The organism is Mesorhizobium sp. M0664 (assembly GCF_040320565.1).
Classification (GTDB): Bacteria; Pseudomonadota; Alphaproteobacteria; order Rhizobiales; family Rhizobiaceae; genus Mesorhizobium.
Window position 1 is genome coordinate 41,981 of sequence record NZ_JAMYPW010000020.1, and the last position, 23,593, is coordinate 65,573.

Consider the following 23,593-nt stretch of genomic DNA (forward strand, 5'->3'; position numbering starts at 1 on the left):
GGCCCGTTCATCCGCGCTTCAGCTTGTCTTTGCAATGTCCCAGAGTCTCTGGATCAACACTCAAAGGCGAGCCCGACTTGAATGAGCTTGGCTCTTTCCATATCGCTATCGTCTAAAAACCGATGGGTGATGGAGGATCGCACGATGGCAATACGCGTGGTAATGGCCGGCGCGACCGGCTGGGTCGGCAAAGCGCTGGTTCCGGCGATCGGGGCGCAAGGCGACATGGCGCTGGCCGGGGCTGTATCACGCAGCGGAGCGGGGCAGGATTCCGGTCTGCTGGTTGGTATGCCGGCTAATGGTATTGCCGTTTCGGCCTCGCTGGCCGAGGCGCTGGAGGCGCCGTCGGACGTGCTGGTCGACTTCACCAAGCCGCATGTCGTGAAAGACCATGTGCTGCTCGCCATCGACAACGGACGGCACACGGTGATCGGCACGTCGGGACTGGGAGCTGCCGACTATGCCGAGATCGACGCCGCGGCGCGCGCCAATGGCGTCGGCGTTGTTGCCGCTGGCAACTTTTCCATCACCGCCACGCTGATGAAGCGGTTTGCACTTATGGCGGCAAAATACGTGCCGGATGTCGAGGTCATCGATTATGCTAGTGCAAAGAAGCCCGACGCGCCCTCCGGAACCGCACGAGAGCTTGCTGAAGCGCTGGCCGACATCCGCAAGGCCTCAACGGCAAAGCCGGTCTCCGAGGTCTCCGGCGTGCCGGCCACACGCGGTGGTGCGGTCGGCGCAGGCGAGGGGGTGCAAGTGCACGCGCTTCGCCTGCCGTCCTACATCCTGTCCTGCGAGGCGCTGTTCGGTCTGCCAGACGAGCGGCTGACCATACGCCACGACGCCGGCTCGTCCGCGGCGCCTTACGTGGCGGGCACGCTGCTCGCCATCAGACGGGTACAGCAGATCAAAGGTCTGGTTCGTGGTCTCGACGCGCTGATGGATTGATCCATTTCGGCAGGAATCCGGTGGGAAACGCTGTCTTGCGAGCATAATTTCCGGTCGACGACACCGGAGATTTTGCCATGACGCTAAAATTCAAAGCCTTGCCAACCAATGCTGTCCGGGCACTTCAGCGCGGCGGGCCGGATGCTTATGGCTTGAAGCCAGAGCGGCAAATTTCGGATGGCGACGGCGTGCCTTGCCGTCATTGCTTGAAAAATATTGCTTTGGGAGAGGCCTATCTTGTTTTGGCCTATCGACCTTTTCCGGAGCTGCAGCCTTATGCCGAAACGGGGCCGATCTTTCTGCATGCGAAAGAATGCGAACGCGCCGCCGAGGGGAAAATGCTTCCCGAAATGCTCGAAAGCAGCGATTACATTGTGCGCGGTTATGGCAAGGACGACCGCATCGTTTACGGCAGCGGCGGCGTCATTCCGACCGACGCCATTGCCGCACGGGCAGAGACGTTGTTCGAACGCGACGACATCGCTTACGTCCACATCCGCTCGGCGCGCAACAATTGCTATCAGTGCCGGATCGACCGCGCGTAACCGGACAGGCTGCACCGGCTTGGCTGTCGTACTCCCGTCGCATACCAGCGGTAGAAAGAGACTGTCGATCGATTTGCCGACCGCGGATGAACCGGCGGGAATTTTCGACAACCGAGGAAGCGGGGCTTTGGCTCCGCTTTTTTGTTGTCCGGTTATTTTGCGCGCCCGACACTTTTCAGTTTTTCGACATAAGAAAAACCCGTCGGACGAATCCGACGGGCACTGGAGAGGCAGATTCGGAAGCTCAGGCGGCGAGAACGGCCTTCGGCTCGACCAGCTCGTAACCGAGCGCTTCGGCCACCGCGCGATTCGTGATCTTGCCCTTGTGGACGTTCAGCCCGTTGCGCAGATGGTGGTCGTCTACCAGCGCCTTGAGGCCCTTGTCGGCGAGCTGCAGGCCATAATGCAGCGTCGCATTATTGAGCGCGTGGGCCGAGGTGACCGGCACCGCACCCGGCATGTTGGCGACGCAATAGTGGATGACGCCGTCGACCTCATAGGTCGGCTCGGCATGGGTGGTGGCGTGCGAGGTCTCGAAGCAGCCGCCCTGGTCGATGGCGACGTCGACCAGCACGGCGCCTTTCTTCATGCCCGACAGCATCTCGCGCGTCACCAGCTTGGGCGCTGCTGCCCCCGGGATCAGCACGGCGCCGACGACGATGTCAGCCGAAAAACATTCTTCTTCCAGCGCCTCGACGGTCGAGTAGCGGGTGTGGACGCGGCCGCCAAAGATGTCGTCGAGCTGACGCAGGCGCGGGATCGAGCGGTCAATGATGGTGACGTCGGCGCCAAGGCCGGCGGCCATCCGTGCAGCATGCAGGCCGACGACGCCGCCGCCGAGCACGGTTACCTTGCCGGGGAGCACGCCGGGCACGCCGCCAAGCAGCACGCCGCGGCCGCCATTGGCCTTTTGCAGCGCCGTTGCACCCGCCTGGATCGACAGGCGGCCGGCAACTTCCGACATCGGCGCCAAGAGCGGCAGACCGCCGCGCTCGTCGGTGACGGTCTCGTAGGCTATCGCGGTCACGCCGGAGGCCAGCAGGCCCTTGGTCTGCTCCGGATCCGGGGCAAGATGCAGATAGGTATAGAGGATCTGGCCGTCGCGGAGCTGAACCCATTCGTTGGGCCGCGGCTCCTTGACCTTCACGATCATGTCGGACTTGGCAAAAACGTCGGCTGCCGTCTTGGCGATCGTGGCGCCGGCGGCACGATACGCGTTGTCGTCGGCGCCCATTCCGGCGCCCGCGCCCGTCTCCATCAACACTTCATGGCCATGCGCGACATATTCGCGGACCGAACCCGGCGTCAGGCCGACGCGATATTCGTGATTCTTGATTTCCCGGGGGCAGCCGATGCGCATCGTTCTTCTCCTGATCCGGCCCTTTGGGGCTCGTTCCCTGTCTAGAGATAGTGAACCACGAATCGTTCGGTAAGTGTTTGCGAATGCGCTTGCCTGAGAAGCCACTGTTCGATAATCGTTGCGCGAAACATTAGAATTGTCGCAGGAACCCGCAAAAATGCCGCTCGACAGGATTGATATCGCCATTCTCGAGACGTTGCAGAAGGATGGGCGGATACCCAACGCAGCGCTCGCCGAGAAGGTCGGCCTGTCCCAGTCGGCCTGCTCGCGGCGGCTGGACAATCTGGAGAAATCCGGAACCATCCGCGGCTATCACGCCCGGCTGTCCAACGCTGCACTTGGGCACCAGATGACGGCGATCGTGCATATATCGCTGTCCGGGCAATTCGAGAAGACGTTGTCGGATTTCGAGGCAGCGATAAAGCGCTGCCCGAACGTCTTGTCCTGCCATTTGATGTCGGGCGAATATGACTACATCCTGCGCATAGCGGCAAAGGATCTCGTCGACTACGAACGTATCCACAAGGAGTGGCTGTCGGCAATGCCGCATGTGACGAAGATCAATTCGTCCTTTGCCTTGCGCGAAATCGTCGATCGCACAGCCGTGGGAATGAAGCCTGAACTCGCCTAGGCCCCGAACTCGCCTAGGCCTTGGATGCCTCAGTCACCACACGGTCCATCGGAATATCGTGCGGCTGCGGGTAGATGGTGGTGATGCGCTGCAACTCGTAGCCGACGCCGATGACCAGCGGCTTGAACGGCATCGCGGCAAGCGTGCGATCGAAGAAGCCGCCGCCATAACCCAAGCGGAACTGCCCGGGATCGATGCCGACGATCGGCGAAATGACGACGTCGGGCAACACCGGATCACCGTCAGCCGGTATCGGGATATTCCAGACGCCCTTCTCCAGCCGGTCTCCGTGGGCATAGGCGCGAAAGACAAGCGGCCGGTCTTTCTCGACGACGACGGGCAACGCCGTGCGCCCGCCTCGCGCGTTAACGGTTTCCATCCAAGGGCGCAGGTCCGGCTCGCCGCGAAACGGCCAGTAGAGGCTGACCAAACGGCCGGCGATGTCGCCGATCACCGCGTCGAGCCCTTCGGCAATACGCTGCGACATAGCTGCGCGCGTGTCGGCTGAAACGGCAAGGCGGGATGCGATCAACCGCTCGCGCTCGGCCTTGCGCCAGCGCCTTACGTCGGTCCAGTCGGATAGCGGCGCTTGGAACTCCGGATCGAGCTCGTGCATAAAACAAGGCGGCGAGGCGTACTGCGCTGAGCCTTCGTCTTCATCGCTAGCCATGCTTCACCTGCAATATACAGTTCCAACCAAGTAGTATCCTGGACGCAGGCTATATCCGGGAACGAGTCCGCAGCATGCGTATTCACGACATCAAGCGACGACTCCCAGGTAGTTGCAGCGCAGGCATTGCTGCACTGCACAACGATACTTACATCAGCCTTGGCGAGAGGGATGAGCGAGATGAACACAGCCAACCATCACGTCGTCGTCGTAGGTGCCGGTTTCGGCGGCCTCGAGTTCACCCGCGCACTAGCCGGCTCGCCGGTGCGCATCACGATGATCGACAGGCGCAATCATCACCTTTTTCAGCCGCTGCTCTACCAGGTGGCGACGACGGCGCTGGCCACCTCCGAAGTCGCCTGGCCGATCCGCCATCTTCTGCGCAGGCGCAAGGACGTGACGACGCTGCTCGCCACCGTTACCGGCATCGACCGCACCGGCAAGCGCGTGCTGCTGCAGGACGGCGGCACGGTCGCTTACGACACGCTGGTGCTGGCCACCGGCGCGCGGCACGCCTATTTCGGCCATGACGAATGGGAACCGTTCGCCCCTGGCCTGAAGACGCTGGAGGACGCCACCACCATTCGACGGCGTATTCTTTTGGCTTTCGAGCAGGCCGAGCGGGAAACCGATCCCGCCCAGCGCCAGGCATTGCTGACCCTGGCGATCGTCGGCGGCGGGCCGACCGGCGTGGAACTGGCCGGCACCATTGCCGAGCTGGCGCACGACACGCTGCGCGGCGAGTTCCGCAACATCGACACGCGGCAGACGCGTGTGGTGCTGATTGAGGCCGGTGACCGCATCCTCACCAATTTCGCTCCCGAACTCTCCGATTATGCAACGAAGGCGCTCGAACGGCTCGGCGTGACCGTCGAACTCGGCCGGGCGGTTACGCGCTGCGATGCCGAGGGTGTCGTCTTCGGCGACACACATTTGCCGGCCAGGACAATCCTGTGGGCGGCGGGCGTCGCCGCTTCGCCGGCCGCCGAATGGCTCGGCGCGGCAGCGGACCGCGCGGGCAGGGTGCTTGTCGAGCCCGACTTGAGTGTGCCGGGAAACCCGGAGATTTTCGTCATCGGTGACGCAGCGCACGTCCTGCGGCCGGATGGCCGGCTGGTGCCGGGCGTCGCGCCCGTCGCCAAGCAGCAGGGACGGCATGTCGCCGCGACGATCAAGGCAAGGCTTACCGGTGACACGACACCGCGTCCTTTCAGCTACAGGCATGACGGCGACCTGGCGACGATCGGCAAGCGCGCCGCGGCCATCGATTTCGGCTGGATCAAGCTTACCGGCCGGCTTGCCTGGTGGCTATGGGGCTTGGCGCATATCTACTTCCTGATCGGCTTTCGTAACCGGCTTGCGGTTTCCCTGAGTTGGCTATGGATCTACTTCACCGGTCAGCGCAGCGCGCGGCTGATCACGCAGGGCGACGACGACAAGGGCTGATTGTTCGCTGCCGGACATTTATCGGCGCGTCACCTCCTCTTGATGGAATCGGCTTCTGGACTCGACTGGATTTCGGCGCGAAGCTTTGCTTCGGGCAGGACTTGTCACGTCGTGGAAGAAAGAGAAAACGAATGTCCCAATTGCGCCACCTCGTCTCACGCCGCGATTTCCTCGCCGGCGTCGCCGCCAGCGGAGCGCTGATCATGCTGCACCCGTTCTCCGCCCGGGCTCAAGCCAATCAGGCGCATCTGAGGATTATGGAGACGACCGACATCCACGTGAATGTGCTGCCTTACGACTACTACGCCGACAAAGCTAACGACACGATGGGGCTGTCGCGAACGGCATCGTTGATTGAAGCCGTGCGCAAGGAAGCAACCAACGCGATGCTGATCGATAATGGCGACCTTCTGCAAGGCAACCCGATGGGCGACTACATCGCCTACGAGAGGGGGATGAAGGATGGCGATCTGCATCCGGTCATGAAGGGCATGAACCTGCTCGGCTACGAATGCTCGACCCTCGGCAACCACGAGTTCAACTACGGCCTGTCGTTCATGGACAAGGTGCTGGCCGGTGCCAACTTCCCGTTTGTCTGCGCGAATTTGATCCGCGGCACGGAGCTCGCCGCGAACCCGCGCGACGACAGGCTTTATCTCAAGCCTTACGTCATCCTCGACAGGAAGATCAAAGACGGGTCGGGCGCCGAGCAACCGATCAGGATCGGCATCATCGGCTTCGTGCCGCCGCAGATCATGGTCTGGGACCTGAAAAATCTCGAGGGCAGCGTCAAAACACGCGACATCGTCGAGGCGGCCAAGGCGTGGGTGCCGCAAATGAAGGAAGAAGGCGCCGACATCGTCATTGCGCTCTCCCATTCCGGCATCGACGTGAAGCAAAGTGACATGATGGAGAACGCCTCCTTCTTCGTTGCCGGTGTCGAAGGTATCGATGCGGTGTTCACCGGTCACCAGCATCTGGTCTTCCCCGGCAAGAAGGACTTTCAGTCGCTGGAAGCCGTCGATACGGCGAAAGGCACGTTGCAAGGCAAGCCCGCCGTCATGGCCGGCTTCTGGGGCTCGCACATGGGGCTGATCGATCTGTTGCTGGAGCGCGACGGATCGACGTGGAAAATCGTCTCGGCGACCTCTGAGGCCAGGCCGATCTTTGAGCGGGTCGACAAAACGAACAAGCCGACCGTCGCGGACGACCAGCGCATCATCGACGCGCTCAAACAGGACCACGAGGCGACGCTTGCCTATGTGCGCCGGCCGGTCGGCAAAACCTCGGCGCCGCTCTATTCCTATTTTGCGCTGGTCGCCGATGATCCATCGGTGCAGATCGTCAGCCAGGCGCAGACCTGGTATTTGAAGGACATCCTGAAGAACACAGAGTGGAAGGATATGCCGCTGTTGTCGGCGGCGGCACCGTTCAAGGCCGGCGGGCGCAACGGCGCCGACTATTACACCGACGTGGCGGTGGGCGATATCGCCATCAAGAACGTCGCCGATCTCTACCTCTATCCAAACACGGTGCGCGCCGTTGAAATCACCGGGGCAGAGGTGAAGGAATGGCTGGAAATGTCGGCCGGCATCTTCAACCGGATCGAACCGGGCAAAGCCGACCAGGCGCTCATCAACACTGACTTCCCATCCTATAATTTCGACGTGATCGACGGCGTCACATACAAGATCGATCTGTCGCAGCCACCGAAATATGATTCGAAGGGCGGGCTGGTGAATGCTGGCTCGACCCGCATCATTGACTTGATGTTCGACGGCAAACCGATTGACCCCAAGCGGAAATTCGTCGTCGCCACCAACAACTACCGAGCCGGCGGCGGGGGCAATTTCCCGGAGATCAATGCCTCGAAGATCATCTACGAAGCGCCCGACACCAACCGCGATGTGATCGTGCGCTATATCGTCAGCAAAGGCACCATCAACCCGTCGGCGGACGCCAACTGGTCGTTTGCGCCACTGCCGGGAACCAGCGTCGTATTCGAGACCGGCGCCAAGGCGAAGGAGTTTATTGCGCAAGTGAAGTCGCTGAAGATCGAGCCGGCGGGCGAGGGCGAAGCGGGCTTTGCAAAATACCGCATCACTCTTTGAGGCGAGGATTTGAACGTCGGCTCGAAACTGTCTCAGCGTTAAGATACTGCCCCGATACGGCCAATCCGTTTGAGACAGGGGGCCTCTTCAAGCAGGTGGTGCGAAACGCCGCTTGACGGCGGCATGACCAGATCCAGCGCGTCCGTCGAAATCCCGCCGGAATAATGGTGTGGCAGTCGGTCGATCGAGGCGGGAAGCGGTCGTCGAAGCCGAGCGGGGTTATCTTTCCAAGGCGCCCTGTGGCGGTGGCGCCATTCTGGCCAGCAAGCATCGCAGCAGACAGACCACAAAGGCCATTAAAATTCGGGGAGGGTCCCCAGCAGCGTTGGAATCGCTATGGTTGCAACCGTCCATATGCGCTAGTTTTAGTCATGCGTTATGTCATCGTCATCACGACCGTCACCTTTTTCCTGATCTGGGACGGCATTTACAACCAAGGCCGCTACCTCGACAGGACGGTCAGGGAGGTGACCCGCATCGTGCACTATGTAACCAGCATGGTGTAGTTTCTCTTCGCAGCTATGGTTCGCAGACGCGACAAACCTGCCGATTGACGGCACGCTGCCGCTGACACAAAAGAACGCCGGTCCAACGGTCGAGGAGGCTGGGTTGATCCGGCATATCGTTTTCTTCAGCGCACGGCATAAAGCGGATGTCGAGGCAGTGCGCACGGGCCTCCTGGCGCTTGGCAAGATACCTCATTCGCGTCATTTCGAGGTAACGCTCAACACCAAGGTCGACCCGCTCTCGGATGAGATCGATGTGGTCGTCTACGCCGAGTTCGAGGACGAAGCGGCGCTCGCCGCCTACAAGGCGCATCCGCTCTATGCAGAGACGACCAGCCGGGTCAAACCTCTGCGCGAATTACGCTATTCGGCCGACATCGTTGCAAGTTGACCGCCTCCCAAGGCAGATTTGACGTCGCGGAGGGGCTCCGCGCCGTAGCCCGCTTCACTCCGTCTGAGCCGCGGAGGTTTCGGTCGGATCGACGCCCGGCCGCTTTGGCGCGTTCCAGATCAGCACGGCGATAACTGCTATCGCAATAACGGCTAGGGCGATGAAAAGGTCTCTTCCCATGGCAATGAGCTAGGATGATTTTTGCGGGCGGCAAGTCGGCTCCTCGCGGCCGAGGCCTGCGATCGCCGCTGAGGCACCGGCTAAGCCCTTGAACCATTTTCAGGAATGAGGCACATCGCGCGGGACATGACCGAAAACACCCCCGCAAGGCCTCATCCGCTCGATCACCTGGTGCTGCCGACAGCAAGCCTCGATGTTGCGCGGGCGCGCTTGACCCTGCTCGGCTTTACCGTTGCGCCGACAGGTATCCACCCTTTCGGAACGCAAAACTGCTGTGTCTTTCTCACCGACGGCACCTATCTCGAGCCGCTCGCGGTCGCTGACCGGCAGGCCGTGGCAACGGCGATCGCGAACCGCAATGTCTTTGTCGTGCGTGATCGCACGTATCGCGAAGAAAACGGCGATGAAGGATTTTCTGCCGTGGCGCTGGGCACCGAAAGCGCCGCCGCGGACCACGCGCGCTACATGGAAGCCGGTCTGTCGGCGGGAGACGCGCTAAGCTTTTCGCGCGCCTTCACCGATGCGGCGGGAAAGAGCGATACCGCATCGTTCAAACTGGCCTTCGCGGCTACAGGCAAGACAGCGGACGCTTTTCTCTTCGCCTGCGAGCGGATCAATGCGCCGAACGTTGACCGCACTGCGTTGCAGGCCCACGCTAATGGCGCAACCGGCATTGTCGAAGTCGTGGCGGTCACTGGCGAACCTTTCGAACAAGGCCGTTTGATTTCGATCGCAGCCGGAATGGAGGCGCAGGGCGGCGGCACTGTCTATGAGCTGCCGAATGCCGTCGTGACCGTTCTGGATCCTGCAGCCTATTCGGCACGCTTCGGCATTCCTGCCGGCGCACCATCTGAACTCCGCTTTGCTGGGATCGTCTTTTCGATTAGGCACGGCGATGCCGTCGCCAAGCTGCTTGCAGCCAATTCTGTCGAACACCACATGCGCGGCGGTGATACCATCGTGCCGCCGGCGCCAGGGCAGGGCGCAGCCTTCATTTTCCGGGAGATCGCATGAACAAGCTCAATCCACTGATGCCGAACTCTTCCGTTGCGGTCGGCAAAGTCATTTTCGGCAACAGCGCGCCCCTATCGCTGATCGCCGGTCCATGCCAGCTGGAATCGCGGCAGCACGCTTTCGACATGGCCGGTGCGCTAAAGGAAATGACCGACAGGCTCGGCATCGGGCTCGTCTACAAGACCAGCTACGACAAGGCCAATCGCACCTCGCTTGGCGGCACGCGCGGCGCGGGACTTGAAGCGGCAATGCCGATCTTCGACGACTTGCGCAAGAATTTTGCCCTGCCGATCCTGACCGACGTCCACACTGAGGAACAATGCGCGATCGTCGCTCCGCATGCCGATATCCTGCAGATTCCTGCCTTCCTCAGCCGCCAGACCGATCTGCTGATTGCTGCGGCAAGAACTGGCAAGGTGGTCAATGTGAAGAAGGGGCAATTCCTCGCGCCGTGGGACATGAAGAACGTCGTCGCCAAAATCATCGGCTCCGGCAACGCCAATGTCTTGGTCACCGAGCGCGGCGCATCCTTTGGTTACAACACCCTGGTGTCCGACATGCGGGCGCTGCCGATCATGGCCGAGATCGGCGCGCCGGTGATTTTCGATGCCACCCATTCCGTGCAGCAGCCGGGTGGGCAGGGCGGTTCGTCTGGAGGCGACCGGCGCTTTGTCGAGACGCTGGCGCGCGCGGCCGTCGCGGTTGGCGTCGCCGGCGTCTTCATCGAGACGCACCAGGACCCCGACAACGCGCCTTCCGACGGTCCCAACATGGTGCCGCTAAAGGATCTTCCCGCATTGCTTGAACGGCTGATGGCGTTCGATCGCGTTGCCAAAAGCGTGGGTTGAACCAGCAGTTGCGCCACAGCAGCGCCGCCAGGAAACTTTGAAGAATTTCGAACCCGCCTGGAACCTTAGCCCGCGGCCCTCATTGTCAAAATCTAATGTCAACGACGACGAGGAGCACACCATGACGACCCAGACGGGACACACCGAAGCCATCGCCGCTTCGCGGGTTATCGGCACATCGGTCTACAATACGGAAGGCACTCATATCGGCGACATCGAGGACGTCATGCTCGACAAACTGTCGAACGGAATCATGTTTGCCGTGATCGGTTTTGGTGGATTTCTCGGCATCGGCGAGAAATACCACGCCATTCCGTGGGCGAGCCTTGACTATGACGAGAACAAGGGCGGCTATGTCGTGCCGTTCACCAAAGACCAGCTGAAGGCCGCTCCTTCCTATTCGATCAACGAGTTGACCGGCGCCGACGGCGAGGCCGCGCGTGATGCCTCATACAACTACTACAAGGTCGAGCCTTACTGGCACTGACCTTACTGGCACTGACTAAGTCTCCTGGAATCAAAAAGGCCCCCGGGAAATCGGGGGCCTTTCGATGTGGCGGGATGCTACTGCGCAATCTGCAGGGCCGGCAAAGGCGACGATCCCTGCGGGGGTTGCTGATTGTCGCACGACGTCAGGAACGCAGCCGCGATCAGGAACAAACTCACAATACCGCTCAACTGGGACATGGCGAAACTCCTCCTGTTTCGCCCCGCGCGACAACAGCCATAAACCAGAAACCGGCATGCCGCGTATGACAAATGATGACAGCGCTTCGTGCTTCGTGAATCCGTAGCGCACGGGCAATATTTGCAAGTGCCCCGATTGCGTTTTGCGGCGCTTTGGCTAAGAGGTGCGCGACGCTTCAATCGATCAATCGGGGACATCGCAATGACGGCCATCATCGACATTGTCGGGCGTGAAATCCTGGACAGCCGCGGAAATCCGACCGTCGAGGTCGACGTCGTGCTCGAAGACGGCTCGATGGGTCGCGCCGCGGTGCCGTCCGGCGCCTCGACCGGCGCGCATGAGGCGGTCGAACTGCGCGATGGCGGCCCCCGCTATCTCGGCAAGGGCGTGCTCACTGCGGTCGAGGCGGTGAACGGCGAGCTGTTCGAGGCGATCGGCGGCATGGAGGCAGAGAATCAGATTCATATCGACCAGACCATGATCGAGCTCGATGGTACGCCCAATAAGAGCCGGCTCGGCGCCAATGCCATCCTCGGCGTGTCGCTGGCTGTGGCCAAGGCTGCGGCCGAAGCCGCCGACCTGCCGCTCTATCGTTATGTCGGCGGCACCAAGGCCCATGTGCTGCCGGTGCCTATGATGAACATCATCAATGGCGGCGCGCATGCCGACAACCCGATCGATTTCCAGGAATTCATGATCCTGCCGATCGGCGCGCCGACGCTGCGCGACGGCGTGCGCTGGGGCTCGGAGATCTTTCATACGCTGCGAAAGAAGCTGAAGGACGCCGGCCATAACACCAATGTCGGCGACGAGGGCGGCTTTGCCCCCAACCTGAAGAGCGCGCCGGCCGCGCTCGACTTCATCATGGAATCGATCGAGCAGGCTGGCTTCAAGCCCGGCGAGGAGGTTGCGCTAGGCCTCGACTGCGCGGCGACCGAATTCTTCAAGGATGGCAACTACGTCTATGAAGGCGAGAGGAAAACCCGCGACCCGAAGGTGCAGGCCAGATATCTGGCCAAACTTGCTGCCGACTACCCGATCATCACCATTGAGGACGGCCTGGCGGAGGATGACTGGGACGGTTGGAAAATACTGACCGATCTCATCGGCAAGCAAACGCAGCTGGTTGGCGACGATCTGTTCGTCACCAACACGGCGCGGCTGCGCGACGGCATCCGCATGGGTGTCGCCAATTCGATCCTGGTCAAGGTCAACCAGATCGGCTCGCTTACCGAAACGCTCGACGCCGTCGAGACCGCGCACAAGGCCGGCTATACCGCGGTGATGTCGCACCGCTCGGGCGAGACCGAGGATTCGACCATCGCCGACCTCGCCGTTGCCACCAATTGCGGGCAGATCAAGACGGGCTCGCTGTCACGCTCGGATCGCATGGCCAAGTACAACCAGCTCATCCGCATTGAGGAGGAGCTCGGCAAGCAGGCGCGATATGCCGGCAAGTCGATCGTGAAAAGCTGATTTCGAGAGAAAATCCGTGGCGGCGAGGGCGGGGACATTCCCGCCCTTTTTTGCTTCCTGGCTCTGAATCCAACAGGCTGTAACCGTCCATTAAGCACAATCGGGCGACAAAGGCGGCGTAGAGGATTCGGACCATGTGGACACGCCAGCACAAGCAAAGAAACACCGGCCGGCTGATCATCCCCTCGCTCTGCGTGGTGTTCCTGACTTATTTCGGCTTCCATGCCTATCATGGCGAGTTCGGCATCTATTCCAAGTATCAGCTCGAAGCTGAGACTGCCGAATTGCAGGGCAGGCTCGATGCCGTCAGGGCGCGCCGGATCGATCTCGAGCGCCGCGTTCAGCTGATGCATGAGGGCACCCTGGAGAAGGACATGCTGGACGAGCAGGCGCGCAAGGCGCTTAATCTGTCCCACGCGGACGAGATCACCATCATGCTGCCGGTTGCAAGATAACCGGATTTCAGTTAATCGGTGATATTTGCAATGATTTTAATTGCTTAGATGCATGACAGCCATGCGTTTTCGGCATGGCGAAAGCCTTCCCTGCATGTTAGCCTGCCTCAAACCGGTGGGAGAACTGATCTCCCTCGCTGTCCGCCAAGAGACGCCAACAGGGAGTGATGCATGGCCACCGCCACCAGAAAAGCGCCTGCCAAATCCAAATCGGACGGCAAAACGCCGGGCCTTTCCACCCCAAAGCCTGTTGAATTCACCAAAGACCAGGAGCTTGCCGCCTACCGGCGCATGCTGCTCATCCGCCGCTTCGAGGAAAAGGCCGGCCAGCTTTACGGCATGGGCTTCATCGGCGGTTTCTGCCACCTCTACATCGGGCAGGAAGCGGTCGTTACCGGCATGAAGATGGCGCTGATCGATGGCGACCAGATGATCACCGCCTATCGCGACCATGGTCATATGCTGGCCATGGAGTTGTCGCCGCGCGGCGTCATGGCCGAACTGACCGGGCGCCGTAGCGGCCTGTCCAGAGGCAAGGGCGGCTCGATGCACATGTTCTCCAAGGAGAAGCATTTTTACGGCGGCCACGGCATCGTCGGCGCGCAAGTGTCGCTCGGCACCGGCATTGCGTTCGCCAACCGCTATCGCGGCAACAACAATGTGACGCTGACCTATTTCGGCGATGGCGCGGCGAATCAAGGCCAAGTCTACGAAAGCTTCAACATGGCCTCGCTGTGGAAGCTTCCGGTGATCTACATCATCGAGAACAACCGCTACGCCATGGGCACCTCGGTCTCGCGCTCGTCGGCCGAGACGGATTTCTCGCACCGCGGCGCGTCCTTCAAGATTCCAGGCATCCAGGTCGACGGCATGGATGTGCGCGCTGTAAAGGCAGCCGGTGACCTCGCCGCCGAATGGTGCCGCGCCGGCAACGGGCCGCTCATTCTCGAAATGCAGACCTATCGTTACCGCGGCCATTCGATGTCGGATCCGGCTAAATACCGCTCCAAGGAAGAAGTGCAGAAAATGCGCTCCGAACGTGACCCGATCGAGCAGGTCAAGGCGCGGCTGCTCGATAAGAAATGGGCAAGCGAGGACGAACTCAAGGCCATCGACAAGGAAGTCCGCGACGTTGTCGCCGACGCCGCAGAATTTGCCCAGAACGACGCGGAGCCAGATCCGTCCGAGCTCTGGACCGACATCGTACTTTAACGAGAGGGCAAGGACATGCCGATCGAAATTCTCATGCCCGCCCTCTCGCCGACCATGGAAGAGGGTAATGTTTCGAAGTGGTTGAAGAAAGAAGGCGACAAGGTCGCGGCCGGTGACGCCATTGCCGAAATCGAGACCGACAAGGCAACGATGGAAGTCGAAGCCGTCGACGACGGCACGCTTGCCAAGATCGTGGTTCCTGCCGGCACCGAAGGCGTCAAGGTCAACACACTGATCGCTGTGTTGGCCGTCGATGGCGAAGACATCGACGAGGCGGGCGAAGGCATTGGCGAGGAGGCTGTCGTGTCGCAAGCGGCAGCGCCCGCGGCTGCTCCGCCCCCCGTTGCTGCTCCGGCCAAGAGCGAAGCGGCAGCACCTGTTGCCGCCGCACCCAGGCTGGAAATTGCCGCCGATCCGGACATCCCGGCCGGCACCGAAATGGTCTCGACCACGGTGCGTGAAGCGTTGCGCGACGCAATGGCTGAGGAAATGCGCCGCGACGGCGACGTCTTCGTCATGGGCGAGGAAGTCGCCGAGTACCAGGGCGCCTACAAGATCACACAAGGCCTGTTGCAGGAATTCGGTCCGCGGCGCGTAGTCGACACGCCGATCACCGAGCACGGCTTTGCCGGCGTTGGTGTTGGCGCGGCGATGGCCGGCCTGAAGCCGATCGTCGAATTCATGACCTTCAACTTCGCCATGCAGGCGATCGACCAGATCATCAATTCAGCCGCCAAGACGCTCTATATGTCCGGCGGCCAGATGGGCGCCCCGATCGTCTTTCGCGGCCCGAACGGCGCGGCTGCCCGCGTCGCCGCGCAGCATTCGCAATGCTATGCCGCCTGGTACAGCCATGTTCCCGGGTTGAAGGTGGTGATGCCCTATACCGCCGCCGACGCCAAGGGTCTGCTCAAGGCGGCGATCCGTGACCCGAACCCGGTCATCTTCCTCGAGAACGAAATCCTTTACGGCCACTCCTTCGACGTGCCGAAGATGGACGATTTCGTGCTGCCGATCGGCAAGGCGCGCATTCACAAATCCGGCAAGGACGTGACCATCGTCTCGTTCGGCATCGGTATGACCTACGTGATCAAGGCCGAGGCGGAGTTGCGCGGCATGGGCATCGATGCCGAGATAATCGACTTGCGCACCATCCGCCCGCTCGACTTCGACACGATCATCGCCTCGGTCAAAAAGACCAATCGCCTCGTGGTGGTCGAGGAAGGCTTTCCGCAGAACTCGGTCGGCGACCATGTCGCCAATCAGGTCTCGCAGCGCGCCTTCGATTTCCTCGATGCACCGGTCATTACAATTGCCGGCAAGGACGTGCCGATGCCCTATGCGGCGAACCTCGAAAAGCTGGCGCTGCCCAATGTCGGCGAGGTCGTCGAGGCGGTCAAAGCCGTCACGTATCGCTGAGCAGGGCGGGAGGACAAAATGCCGATCAACATCACCATGCCGGCGCTTTCGCCCACAATGGAAGAGGGCAACCTTTCCAAGTGGCTGGTCAAGGAAGGCGACAAGGTCTCGCCGGGCGACGTGATTGCCGAGATCGAGACGGACAAGGCAACGATGGAAGTCGAAGCCGTCGACGAAGGCACGGTTGCCAAGCTGGTGGTTCCGGCCGGCACTGAAGGCGTCAAGGTCAATGCGCTGATCGCGGTATTGGCGGCTGAGGGGGAGGATGCTGCTTCTGCCGTCAAAAGCGGTGATGGCGCTGCGCCGGCCAAGGCTGAGGCTCCGAAAGCGGAAGCCGCCAAAGCGGAAACATCAAAGCCCGAAGCGTCGAAGCAGGAGCCTGCCGCACCTACGCCTAAGGCGGACGCGGTGCCGGTCGCCAACGGCCACGCAAACGGTGAGCGCATCTTCGCCTCGCCGCTGGCCCGGCGCATCGCCAGCGAAGCTGGTATAGATGTCGCGGCGCTGACAGGCTCCGGCCCCCGCGGCCGCGTGGTAAAGGCCGATGTCGATGCCGCAATTTCCAGTGGCGGCGCCAAGGCGGCACCAGCAGCAAAAGCGGCGCCCGCCGGCGCTCCGGCGCCTGCGGCCGCAGCACCCAAACCAATGTCCGACGAGCAGGTGCTCAAACTGTTTGCCGAAGGCTCCTACGAGCTGGTCCCCCACGACAATATGCGCAAGACCATTGCGCGGCGGCTGGTCGAGGCCAAAACCACCATCCCGCATTTCTATCTGACGCTCGACTGCGAGCTCGACGCGCTTCTGGCCCTGCGCACGCAGATCAATGCGGCCGCCCCGGCGAAGAAGACCGAGAAGGGCGAAACGCCGGCCTACAAGCTTTCGGTCAACGACATGGTTATCAAGGCTCTGGCCATGGCGCTGATGGCGGTGCCGGATGCCAATGTGTCGTGGACAGAAAACGCCATGGTCAAGCACAAGCATGCCGATGTCGGCGTTGCCGTGTCGATCCCCGGCGGCCTGATCACCCCGATCATCCGGCGTGCCGATGAAAAGACGCTGTCCGTCATCTCCAACGAGATGAAGGATCTTGCCGGCCGCGCCCGTAGTCGCAAGCTGAAACCGGAAGAATATCAGGGCGGCACCACGGCGGTGTCCAATCTCGGTATGTTCGGCGTCAAGGATTTTTCTGCCGTCATCAACCCGCCGCATGCGACGATCCTGGCGGTCGGCGCCGGCGAGCAACGCGCAGTGGTGAAGAACGGCGAGATCAAGATCGCCACGATCATGTCGGTGACGTTGTCGACCGATCACCGCGCCGTCGACGGTGCGCTCGGCGCCGAGTTGCTCGTCGCCTTCAAACGCATGGTCGAAAACCCGATGGGCATGCTGGTTTAAGAGAGGGGAACAGGGCGGTGCGGAAATTCTTCACCAGCCTTTTTGCCTTTTTTCTTTCCGGTTTGGCGGGCGGATTGGTGGCGCAGTGGCTCGCCGTCGCCACCAATGCCGACGTAGAGTACATCCTTGTGTTCATGATCTCGGTTCTCGTCACCGTCCTCGTGACGGTCGCGTTCTTCATCGCACAATTCATGTCGGACCCACGACGGGCAACAAAGCTGACGGCGACCATAGGGGTAGCGTTTTTTGTGCTCGTTGGAGTTGCCCTGATCGGCTGGACTTTCTCCCAGCCCCCAGGCAAGAGCCAGTGGTCGGGCGATCTTCCCGTAGTCGCCGGTCTCGTTCTGCCGGGCATCGCTACAGTGCTGGTCCAGTGGCTTTTCGTGCGCTGGCGATTGGCGCGCTCGCAACCAGGTTTCGGCGGGGCAGGCACATGAAGACGGTCCTCTGCTACGGCGATTCGCTGACCTGGGGCTATGACGCGGCAAACCTCGGCCGTCATCCGCCGGCGGATCGCTGGCCGAGCGTGCTGCAGGCAACATTGGGCAGCGGCGTCGAGGTCATCGCCGAAGGCCTGAATGGCCGAACCACCGCCTTCGACGATCACTTGGCCGGGGCGGACCGCAATGGCGCAAGGCTGTTGCCAACAATCCTGACGACGCACGCACCGATCGACTTGATCGTCATCATGCTCGGAGCCAACGATATGAAGCCGTGGATTCACGGTAATCCGGTCGCGGCCAAACAAGGCATGCAACGCCTGATCGACATCGTGCGCGGTCACGATTACCCGTTCGATTGGCTGGCGCCGCAGATCCTGATCGTCGCGCCGCCCGTAGTCAGCCGCACGGAAAACGCCGAGTTCAAGGAAATGTTCGCCGGCGGCGATGACGCGTCAAAGCGGCTGGCGCCGCAATATTCCGCCCTTGCCGACGAGGCCGGCTGCGGCTTCTTCGATGCCGGCACGGTGGCCAAAACCACGCCGCTCGACGGCGTCCACCTGGACGCGGAAAACACGCGGAACGTCGGGCAAGCGCTGGCGCCGCTCGTGCGCCTCATGTTGGAATTGTGAAGGAGAAAGCCGTGGCTGAGAACTACGACGTCATCATCATCGGCTCCGGCCCCGGCGGCTATGTCACTGCAGTGCGTTCGGCCCAGCTTGGCTTCAAGACGGCGATCGTCGAGCGCGAGCACTTGGGCGGCATCTGCCTCAACTGGGGCTGCATTCCGACCAAAGCGCTGCTGCGCTCCGCCGAGATCATGCACTATTCGGATCATCTGAAGGACTACGGCCTGAAGATCGATGGCAAGGTCAGCGTCGACACAGCCGCCGTCGTCGATCGCTCGCGAAAGGTCTCGCTGCGGCTCAACGGCGGCGTCGGCTTCCTGATGAAAAAGAACAAGGTTGACGTCATCTGGGGCGAAGCCAAGCTGACCAAACCTGGCGAGATCGTCGTGTCGAAATCGTCGAAGAAGCCGATGGAGCCGCAGCCGCCGGCGCCCAAGGGCGTCAAGGGCGAGGGCACCTACAGCGCCAAGCACATCATTCTGGCGACCGGAGCGAGGCCGCGCGCATTGCCCGGCATCGAGCCGGACGGCAAGTTGATCTGGACCTATTTCGAGGCCATGGTGCCGAAAGAGATGCCGAAATCGCTGCTGGTGATGGGCTCGGGCGCCATCGGCATCGAGTTCGCCTCGTTCTACCGCACCATGGGCGCCGAGGTGACGGTGGTCGAACTGCTGCCGGCTGTGATGCCGGTCGAGGACGCCGAGGTCTCGAAATTCGCGCAGAAGCAGTTCGAGAAGCAGGGCATGAAGATCATTCTAGAAGCCAAGGTGACCAAGGTCGAGCAGGGCACTAACTCGGTCACGGCGCATGTCGAGATGAAGGACGGCAAGGTCGAGAAGATCACCGCCGATCGTATGATCTCGGCCGTCGGCGTACAGGGTAACATCGAAAACCTCGGCCTCGAGACGCTCGGCGTGAAGACGGACCGCGGTTGCGTCGTCGTCGACGGCTACGGCAAGACAAATGTGCCGGGCGTCTACGCCATCGGCGACGTTGCCGGACCGCCGATGCTCGCCCACAAGGCCGAGCATGAGGGCGTGGTCTGTGTGGAAAAGATCGCCAATTTCCCCGGCGTGCATGCCATCGACAAGCTGAAGATCCCGGGCTGCACCTATTGCAATCCGCAAGTCGCCTCGGTCGGACTGACGGAAGCCAAAGCGAAAGCCGATGGCAAGGACATCCGCGTCGGCCGCTTCCAGTTCGCCGCAAACGGCAAGGCGATTGCGCTGGGCGAAGACCAAGGTTTCGTCAAGACCATTTTCGACAAGAAGACCGGCCAGTTGCTGGGTGCCCACATGGTCGGCGCAGAAGTAACCGAACTGATCCAGGGCTTCGTCGTGGCGATGAATCTGGAGACCACCGAGGAAGAGCTGATGCACACGATCTTCCCGCACCCGACGCTGTCGGAGATGATGAAGGAGAGTGTACTCGACGCCTATGGTCGCGCACTGAATGCATGATAAATTAGTTGGGGCGAGTCTCACACGGAAGACACAGAGGAACTCGACGGCAGAGCAATTCGTTTCGCAGGCATCATCCATCATACAAGGAGAGGGCATATGGAAATGAACGGCGTGGGCTGGGTTGCAGCCATCATCATCGGTGGCCTGGCGGGGTGGCTGGCCGAGATGGTCATGAAGAGCAATACCGGCATCCTCATGAACATCATTCTCGGCATTGTCGGCGCAATCGTGTTGAACGCCATCTTGCAGGCCCTGAACATCGGCATCTTCGGCGTCGGCTGGATAGCCTATCTGATCACCGGCTTCATCGGTGCCTGCATTCTGATTGCGGTCGGACGACTGGTGCGCCGCTAACCTCTGTCGGCACTTGCTATGCGAAAAAGGTCACCGCGGCATGCGTGATCGCGGCCTTTTTCTTTTCGCCGAAAAGTCCTAGATGATGTGGGTAGAGCGAGCGCTGGACAAGCGCTTGCCAATGAGCCGGGTTTCACATGGTCACCGTCCTCGACACGATTGCCAATGCGCCGCGCCTGCGGCATCCCGAAAAGGCGCACAAGCCGGATCAGGACGTACTGCGCAAGCCTGACTGGATCCGCGTCAAGGCGCCGATGTCGAAAGGCTATGCCGAGACGCGCGAAATCGTGAAGTCTCACAAACTGGTGACGGTTTGCGAAGAGGCGGGCTGCCCCAATATCGGCGAGTGCTGGGAGAAGAAGCACGCCACCTTCATGATCATGGGCGAGATCTGCACGCGGGCCTGCGCCTTTTGCAATGTCGCCACCGGCATCCCGACCGCACTCGATCCCGACGAGCCGGCGCGCGTCGCGCATGCGGTCAAGCAAATGGGCTTGAGCCATGTCGTCATCACCTCCGTCGATCGCGACGATCTGGCCGACGGCGGGGCCCAGCATTTTGCTGATGTCATCCGTGCGATCAGGGCAGCAACCCCGTCGACGACGATCGAAATCCTGACGCCCGATTTCCTGCGCAAGGACGGTGCGCTGGAGATCGTGGTGGCGGCCAGGCCGGATGTTTTCAACCATAATCTCGAGACCGTGCCGTCTAACTATCTGACGGTTCGGCCGGGCGCGCGCTATTTCCACTCGATCAGGCTCTTGCAGCGGGTCAAGGAGCTTGACCCCTCGATCTTCACCAAGTCCGGCATCATGGTCGGCCTTGGCGAGGAGCGGAACGAAATTCTGCAGCTGATGGACGATTTGCGTTCGGCCAATGTCGACTTCATGACCATCGGCCAATATCTGCAGCCGTCGAAGAAGCACCATCCGGTGATCCGCTTCGTCACGCCGGAGGAATTCAAGTCCTTTGAGACGATCGGCAGGACCAAGGGCTTCCTGCTGGTAGCGTCGAGCCCGCTGACGCGCTCGTCGCACCATGCCGGGGACGACTTTGCCAGGTTGCGCGCGGCGCGCGAAGCGTTTCTCAAAAAGTCCGCCTAACACTGGTTTTATGCCACAATTCGAAGCCCATCGCCGCGTTGCGCATACGCCGGAGCAGATGTTCGCTCTGGTCGCCGATGTCGAATCCTATCCGCAATTCCTGCCGCTTTGCGAGGCACTGACGGTTCGCTCACGCAAGGAACGCGACGGGCGCACCTTGCTCATCGCCGACATGAGCATCGGCTACAAGGCGATCCGCGAGACTTTCACCACGCAGGTGCTGCTGAAGCCTGACGAGAACGCCATAGATGTCAAATACATCGACGGCCCTTTCAAATATCTGAGCAATGTCTGGCGCTTCGACCCGGCGGACGGCGCTTGCAACGTCTGCTTCTTTATCGACTACGAGTTCAAGAGCCGCATTTTGGGTGCGTTGATGGGAACCATGTTCGACCGCGCCTTCCGCATGTTCTCCGAGGCGTTCGAGAAACGGGCCGAAATCATCTACGGCGCGCCATCGACGGCCTGATCCGCAGCGAGCGCGCGCAGACCCAGTTCAAGCGCATGACGGACCGTCTCCCTGCGGATGTAATCGCGGCCCTTGTCGGCGAACAGCTGGCATTCGCTGACTACCGGCCGGCCAGCCACGGCAACGCCGAACCAGACCAGGCCGACAGGTTTTTCCGCCGAGCCGCCGTCCGGACCGGCGATGCCGGTCACCGCCAGGGCGAGCCCGGCCGGCGAATGCGCCAAGGCTCCGGCCGCCATCTCCACCGCAGTCTCGCGCGAGACCGCGCCGTGCGCCTCGAGCGTAGCGGCCGAGACGCCGAGCATCTCGGTCTTGGCCTGGTTGGAATAGGTGATGAAGCCGCGATCGACCACCGCGGAAGAGCCGGCGATGTCGGTCAGCGCGGCGATGATCATGCCGCCGGTGCAGCTCTCCGCCGTCGCCAGCATCATGCCGCGCTGCTGGCAGGCCTTAAGCAGGGCATCTGCGAGACCGCTATTGCTCATTCAGGGACATCCCCTGGAAACACAACGCTGGCAGTCGCGATGGCCGCTATGCCTTCCTCACGGCCGACGAAGCCAAGCTTCTCATTGGTTGTCGCCTTGATCGAGATGCGATCGCGCGAAATTCGCAGCATTGCCGAAAGCGCTTCGGTCATGGCCTCGCGATGCGGGCCGACGCGCGGCGCCTCGCAGATCAGGGTGATATCGGCGTTGGCGATGCGTCCGCCGCGCGCGCGCACCAGCTTCACCGCGTGTTCGACGAAGATGCGTGAAGCGGCCCCTTTCCACTGCGGGTCGGAGGGCGGGAAATGCGTGCCGATGTCACCGGCGCCGCAGGTGGCGAGCAGGGCGTCGGTCAAGGCGTGGAGACCGACATCGGCATCCGAATGGCCGGACAACTTCCTATCGTGTGGAATGGCGACGCCGCACAGGGTGACATGGTCGCCGGGCACGAACGCATGGACGTCATAGCCATTGCCGGTTCGGATGTCGGGAAAACGCGGGGCGCTGGAAAGCCGCTGATCCGCCATTGCAATATCCCGTGCCCAGGTCAGTTTGACGTTGTCCGGCGAGCCGGGAACGATCTTCACCGGAATATGCGCCCATTCGGCGATTGCCGCATCGTCGGTGAAATCCGCTTTGCCCAGATGATGAGCCTTTTCGTGCGCAGCCAGGATCGGCCAGAACGGAAAGCCTTGCGGTGTCTGTGCGGCATGAAGCCCGGCCCTGGACACGGTTTCGCCGATCATGCCTTCGGCCGTTTCGCGCTTGAGCGTATCGGCAACCGGCAAGGCAGGCAGTGCCCCCTGGCGCTCGCCAATGGCGGCGATCGTGCGGTCTATCAGTTCCGCATCGACAAACGGCCGGGCCGCATCATGGATCAAGACCCGGCCCGGCGCATTGCTTCTCAACGCCAGCAGTCCAAGGCGGACGGACTCCTGCCGTGACGTACCGCCGGTCACCGCGACGACACGGTCGGCGTTCGCACCGGCCGCACGGCGGAAAAGCGCGCCGTCGTCGGCATGGATAGCAACGACGACAGGTCCAATCTTCGGATGCGTCAGAAAGGCGCCGAGCGTGCGTGCGATAACGGCGCCGCCGCCGATTTGCTGGTACTGCTTCGGCCCCTTGGCCTGTCCGGCGCGCGCGCCGCGGCCGGCAGCAACGATGACCACGGCGACCTTGTCGTCCGCAGCTTGCTTTTCGCTCGCATCTCTCATGCCGAGACGCTTAACGCATGATCCCGAAAAGTGGTATCGCTTTTGGAAGACCCAGGATTGATGCGGTGCGGCGATCCGTATTTTTCCCAAATGCGCCTTAATGTCACGACATTGCGCGTTGCACATTGCCGCCGT

26 protein-coding genes are annotated in these 23,593 nt (G+C 61.5%); 21 read left to right on the forward strand and 5 right to left on the reverse strand.

The window, feature by feature from the left end:
• Positions 1-144 precede the first annotated feature (144 nt).
• Both dapB and NKI39_RS18945 read left to right on the forward strand, forming a co-directional pair.
• Complete coding sequence (gene dapB / locus NKI39_RS18940; RefSeq protein WP_352448952.1) at positions 145-951, forward strand: 4-hydroxy-tetrahydrodipicolinate reductase; 807 nt, start codon at positions 145-147, stop codon at positions 949-951.
• 77 nt (positions 952-1,028) lie between these two features.
• Positions 1,029-1,496 (forward strand): DUF1203 domain-containing protein, encoded by a 468-nt coding sequence (locus tag NKI39_RS18945; protein ID WP_352471826.1) that lies wholly within the window; start codon positions 1,029-1,031, stop codon positions 1,494-1,496.
• A 244-nt stretch (positions 1,497-1,740) separates the two neighbouring features.
• On the opposite strand, the gene ald is transcribed toward NKI39_RS18945, so the two are convergent.
• Entirely contained in the window at positions 1,741-2,856 is a 1,116-nt protein-coding gene (gene ald, locus NKI39_RS18950) for an alanine dehydrogenase (protein ID WP_352833545.1), read from the reverse strand.
• Between the two features lie 157 nt (positions 2,857-3,013).
• On the opposite strand from ald, the gene NKI39_RS18955 reads away from it, so the two are divergent.
• Complete coding sequence (locus NKI39_RS18955; RefSeq protein WP_023675099.1) at positions 3,014-3,487, forward strand: Lrp/AsnC family transcriptional regulator; 474 nt, start codon at positions 3,014-3,016, stop codon at positions 3,485-3,487.
• A gap of 13 nt (positions 3,488-3,500) precedes the next feature.
• Here NKI39_RS18955 and NKI39_RS18960 read toward each other — a convergent pair whose 3' ends face one another.
• Positions 3,501-4,157: a 5-formyltetrahydrofolate cyclo-ligase gene (locus tag NKI39_RS18960; RefSeq protein ID WP_352471829.1), complete on the reverse strand. Its 657-nt coding sequence runs from the start codon at positions 4,155-4,157 to the stop codon at positions 3,501-3,503.
• A gap of 180 nt (positions 4,158-4,337) precedes the next feature.
• On the opposite strand from NKI39_RS18960, the gene NKI39_RS18965 reads away from it, so the two are divergent.
• The 7 genes from NKI39_RS18965 (at position 4,338) to NKI39_RS18995 (ending at position 11,140) form a co-directional block, all read left to right on the forward strand.
• The gene (locus NKI39_RS18965) at positions 4,338-5,603 is read left to right on the forward strand and encodes an NAD(P)/FAD-dependent oxidoreductase (protein WP_352833548.1); all 1,266 of its coding nucleotides are present in this window, start codon (positions 4,338-4,340) and stop codon (positions 5,601-5,603) included.
• 131 nt (positions 5,604-5,734) lie between these two features.
• Positions 5,735-7,714 carry a bifunctional 2',3'-cyclic-nucleotide 2'-phosphodiesterase/3'-nucleotidase gene (locus NKI39_RS18970; RefSeq protein WP_352833551.1) on the forward strand — a complete coding sequence of 660 codons (1,980 nt, stop codon included), beginning with the start codon at positions 5,735-5,737 and terminating at the stop codon, positions 7,712-7,714.
• A gap of 371 nt (positions 7,715-8,085) precedes the next feature.
• Positions 8,086-8,220, forward strand: a complete 135-nt coding sequence (locus tag NKI39_RS18975; protein WP_292655342.1) for a hypothetical protein — start codon at positions 8,086-8,088, stop codon at positions 8,218-8,220.
• 103 nt (positions 8,221-8,323) lie between these two features.
• A complete protein-coding gene (locus tag NKI39_RS18980; protein WP_254817185.1) occupies positions 8,324-8,611 on the forward strand; it encodes a Dabb family protein in 288 nt (95 codons plus the stop codon).
• 306 nt (positions 8,612-8,917) lie between these two features.
• Positions 8,918-9,805: a VOC family protein gene (locus NKI39_RS18985; RefSeq protein WP_352833554.1), complete on the forward strand. Its 888-nt coding sequence runs from the start codon at positions 8,918-8,920 to the stop codon at positions 9,803-9,805.
• Complete coding sequence (gene kdsA / locus NKI39_RS18990) at positions 9,802-10,653, forward strand: 3-deoxy-8-phosphooctulonate synthase (protein WP_352833556.1); 852 nt, start codon at positions 9,802-9,804, stop codon at positions 10,651-10,653. The genes NKI39_RS18985 and kdsA overlap by 4 nt, the downstream gene beginning before the upstream one ends.
• A 121-nt stretch (positions 10,654-10,774) precedes the next feature.
• Complete coding sequence (locus NKI39_RS18995) at positions 10,775-11,140, forward strand: PRC-barrel domain-containing protein (protein WP_352833559.1); 366 nt, start codon at positions 10,775-10,777, stop codon at positions 11,138-11,140.
• Positions 11,141-11,217: 77 nt separating this feature from the next.
• Here the strand turns inward: NKI39_RS18995 and NKI39_RS19000 are convergent, their stop codons facing one another.
• The gene (locus tag NKI39_RS19000) at positions 11,218-11,340 is read right to left on the reverse strand and encodes a hypothetical protein (RefSeq protein WP_084642452.1); all 123 of its coding nucleotides are present in this window, start codon (positions 11,338-11,340) and stop codon (positions 11,218-11,220) included.
• A 202-nt stretch (positions 11,341-11,542) separates the two neighbouring features.
• Here NKI39_RS19000 and eno point away from each other — a divergent pair, with 202 nt between their 5' ends.
• From eno to NKI39_RS19055, 11 genes are all read left to right on the forward strand, one after another.
• Positions 11,543-12,817: a phosphopyruvate hydratase gene (gene eno / locus NKI39_RS19005; protein WP_352471834.1), complete on the forward strand. Its 1,275-nt coding sequence runs from the start codon at positions 11,543-11,545 to the stop codon at positions 12,815-12,817.
• Positions 12,818-12,951: 134 nt separating this feature from the next.
• On the forward strand, positions 12,952-13,272 hold the full coding sequence (locus NKI39_RS19010) for an FtsB family cell division protein (protein ID WP_023675088.1): 321 nt from the start codon (positions 12,952-12,954) through the stop codon (positions 13,270-13,272).
• 171 nt (positions 13,273-13,443) lie between these two features.
• The gene (gene pdhA, locus NKI39_RS19015) at positions 13,444-14,484 is read left to right on the forward strand and encodes a pyruvate dehydrogenase (acetyl-transferring) E1 component subunit alpha (RefSeq protein ID WP_352502934.1); all 1,041 of its coding nucleotides are present in this window, start codon (positions 13,444-13,446) and stop codon (positions 14,482-14,484) included.
• Between the two features lie 15 nt (positions 14,485-14,499).
• Positions 14,500-15,903 (forward strand): pyruvate dehydrogenase complex E1 component subunit beta, encoded by a 1,404-nt coding sequence (locus NKI39_RS19020; protein WP_352542001.1) that lies wholly within the window; start codon positions 14,500-14,502, stop codon positions 15,901-15,903.
• Positions 15,904-15,921: 18 nt separating this feature from the next.
• Positions 15,922-17,298 (forward strand): pyruvate dehydrogenase complex dihydrolipoamide acetyltransferase, encoded by a 1,377-nt coding sequence (locus tag NKI39_RS19025; RefSeq protein ID WP_352542002.1) that lies wholly within the window; start codon positions 15,922-15,924, stop codon positions 17,296-17,298.
• Between the two features lie 17 nt (positions 17,299-17,315).
• Positions 17,316-17,735, forward strand: a complete 420-nt coding sequence (locus tag NKI39_RS19030) for a hypothetical protein (RefSeq protein ID WP_352448942.1) — start codon at positions 17,316-17,318, stop codon at positions 17,733-17,735.
• Complete coding sequence (locus NKI39_RS19035) at positions 17,732-18,370, forward strand: SGNH/GDSL hydrolase family protein (protein ID WP_352833563.1); 639 nt, start codon at positions 17,732-17,734, stop codon at positions 18,368-18,370. Before NKI39_RS19030 ends, NKI39_RS19035 begins: the two co-directional genes overlap by 4 nt.
• 11 nt (positions 18,371-18,381) lie before the next feature.
• Positions 18,382-19,827, forward strand: a complete 1,446-nt coding sequence (gene lpdA / locus NKI39_RS19040) for a dihydrolipoyl dehydrogenase (RefSeq protein ID WP_352471838.1) — start codon at positions 18,382-18,384, stop codon at positions 19,825-19,827.
• Positions 19,828-19,926: 99 nt separating this feature from the next.
• Positions 19,927-20,184: a GlsB/YeaQ/YmgE family stress response membrane protein gene (locus tag NKI39_RS19045; RefSeq protein ID WP_292655302.1), complete on the forward strand. Its 258-nt coding sequence runs from the start codon at positions 19,927-19,929 to the stop codon at positions 20,182-20,184.
• Positions 20,185-20,321: 137 nt separating this feature from the next.
• Complete coding sequence (gene lipA, locus NKI39_RS19050) at positions 20,322-21,287, forward strand: lipoyl synthase (RefSeq protein WP_352471839.1); 966 nt, start codon at positions 20,322-20,324, stop codon at positions 21,285-21,287.
• Positions 21,288-21,297: 10 nt separating this feature from the next.
• Complete coding sequence (locus NKI39_RS19055; protein ID WP_352833566.1) at positions 21,298-21,756, forward strand: type II toxin-antitoxin system RatA family toxin; 459 nt, start codon at positions 21,298-21,300, stop codon at positions 21,754-21,756.
• On the opposite strand, the gene NKI39_RS19060 is transcribed toward NKI39_RS19055, so the two are convergent.
• Entirely contained in the window at positions 21,732-22,241 is a 510-nt protein-coding gene (locus NKI39_RS19060; RefSeq protein WP_352833569.1) for a CinA family protein, read from the reverse strand. The genes NKI39_RS19055 and NKI39_RS19060 overlap by 25 nt on opposite strands.
• Positions 22,238-23,458, reverse strand: coding sequence for a bifunctional 2-C-methyl-D-erythritol 4-phosphate cytidylyltransferase/2-C-methyl-D-erythritol 2,4-cyclodiphosphate synthase (locus NKI39_RS19065; protein WP_352502929.1), 1,221 nt, complete (start codon positions 23,456-23,458; stop codon positions 22,238-22,240). Before NKI39_RS19065 ends, NKI39_RS19060 begins: the two co-directional genes overlap by 4 nt.
• Between the last annotated feature and the right edge of the window lie 135 nt (positions 23,459-23,593).

Bases quoted from the DNA above. Each gene is read 5' to 3' on its own strand.
- dapB (WP_352448952.1), top strand. From the start codon at position 145: ATGGCAATACGCGTGGTAATGGCCGGCGCGACCGGCTGGGTCGGCAAA.
- NKI39_RS18945 (WP_352471826.1), top strand. From the start codon at position 1,029: ATGACGCTAAAATTCAAAGCCTTGCCAACCAATGCTGTCCGGGCACTT.
- ald (WP_352833545.1), bottom strand. From the start codon at position 2,856: ATGCGCATCGGCTGCCCCCGGGAAATCAAGAATCACGAATATCGCGTC.
- NKI39_RS18955 (WP_023675099.1), top strand. From the start codon at position 3,014: ATGCCGCTCGACAGGATTGATATCGCCATTCTCGAGACGTTGCAGAAG.
- NKI39_RS18960 (WP_352471829.1), bottom strand. From the start codon at position 4,157: ATGGCTAGCGATGAAGACGAAGGCTCAGCGCAGTACGCCTCGCCGCCT.
- NKI39_RS18965 (WP_352833548.1), top strand. From the start codon at position 4,338: ATGAACACAGCCAACCATCACGTCGTCGTCGTAGGTGCCGGTTTCGGC.
- NKI39_RS18970 (WP_352833551.1), top strand. From the start codon at position 5,735: ATGTCCCAATTGCGCCACCTCGTCTCACGCCGCGATTTCCTCGCCGGC.
- NKI39_RS18975 (WP_292655342.1), top strand. From the start codon at position 8,086: ATGCGTTATGTCATCGTCATCACGACCGTCACCTTTTTCCTGATCTGG.
- NKI39_RS18985 (WP_352833554.1), top strand. From the start codon at position 8,918: ATGACCGAAAACACCCCCGCAAGGCCTCATCCGCTCGATCACCTGGTG.
- kdsA (WP_352833556.1), top strand. From the start codon at position 9,802: ATGAACAAGCTCAATCCACTGATGCCGAACTCTTCCGTTGCGGTCGGC.
- NKI39_RS18995 (WP_352833559.1), top strand. From the start codon at position 10,775: ATGACGACCCAGACGGGACACACCGAAGCCATCGCCGCTTCGCGGGTT.
- NKI39_RS19000 (WP_084642452.1), bottom strand. From the start codon at position 11,340: ATGTCCCAGTTGAGCGGTATTGTGAGTTTGTTCCTGATCGCGGCTGCG.
- eno (WP_352471834.1), top strand. From the start codon at position 11,543: ATGACGGCCATCATCGACATTGTCGGGCGTGAAATCCTGGACAGCCGC.
- NKI39_RS19010 (WP_023675088.1), top strand. From the start codon at position 12,952: ATGTGGACACGCCAGCACAAGCAAAGAAACACCGGCCGGCTGATCATC.
- pdhA (WP_352502934.1), top strand. From the start codon at position 13,444: ATGGCCACCGCCACCAGAAAAGCGCCTGCCAAATCCAAATCGGACGGC.
- NKI39_RS19020 (WP_352542001.1), top strand. From the start codon at position 14,500: ATGCCGATCGAAATTCTCATGCCCGCCCTCTCGCCGACCATGGAAGAG.
- NKI39_RS19025 (WP_352542002.1), top strand. From the start codon at position 15,922: ATGCCGATCAACATCACCATGCCGGCGCTTTCGCCCACAATGGAAGAG.
- NKI39_RS19035 (WP_352833563.1), top strand. From the start codon at position 17,732: ATGAAGACGGTCCTCTGCTACGGCGATTCGCTGACCTGGGGCTATGAC.
- NKI39_RS19045 (WP_292655302.1), top strand. From the start codon at position 19,927: ATGGAAATGAACGGCGTGGGCTGGGTTGCAGCCATCATCATCGGTGGC.
- lipA (WP_352471839.1), top strand. From the start codon at position 20,322: ATGGTCACCGTCCTCGACACGATTGCCAATGCGCCGCGCCTGCGGCAT.
- NKI39_RS19055 (WP_352833566.1), top strand. From the start codon at position 21,298: ATGCCACAATTCGAAGCCCATCGCCGCGTTGCGCATACGCCGGAGCAG.
- NKI39_RS19060 (WP_352833569.1), bottom strand. From the start codon at position 22,241: ATGAGCAATAGCGGTCTCGCAGATGCCCTGCTTAAGGCCTGCCAGCAG.
- NKI39_RS19065 (WP_352502929.1), bottom strand. From the start codon at position 23,458: ATGAGAGATGCGAGCGAAAAGCAAGCTGCGGACGACAAGGTCGCCGTG.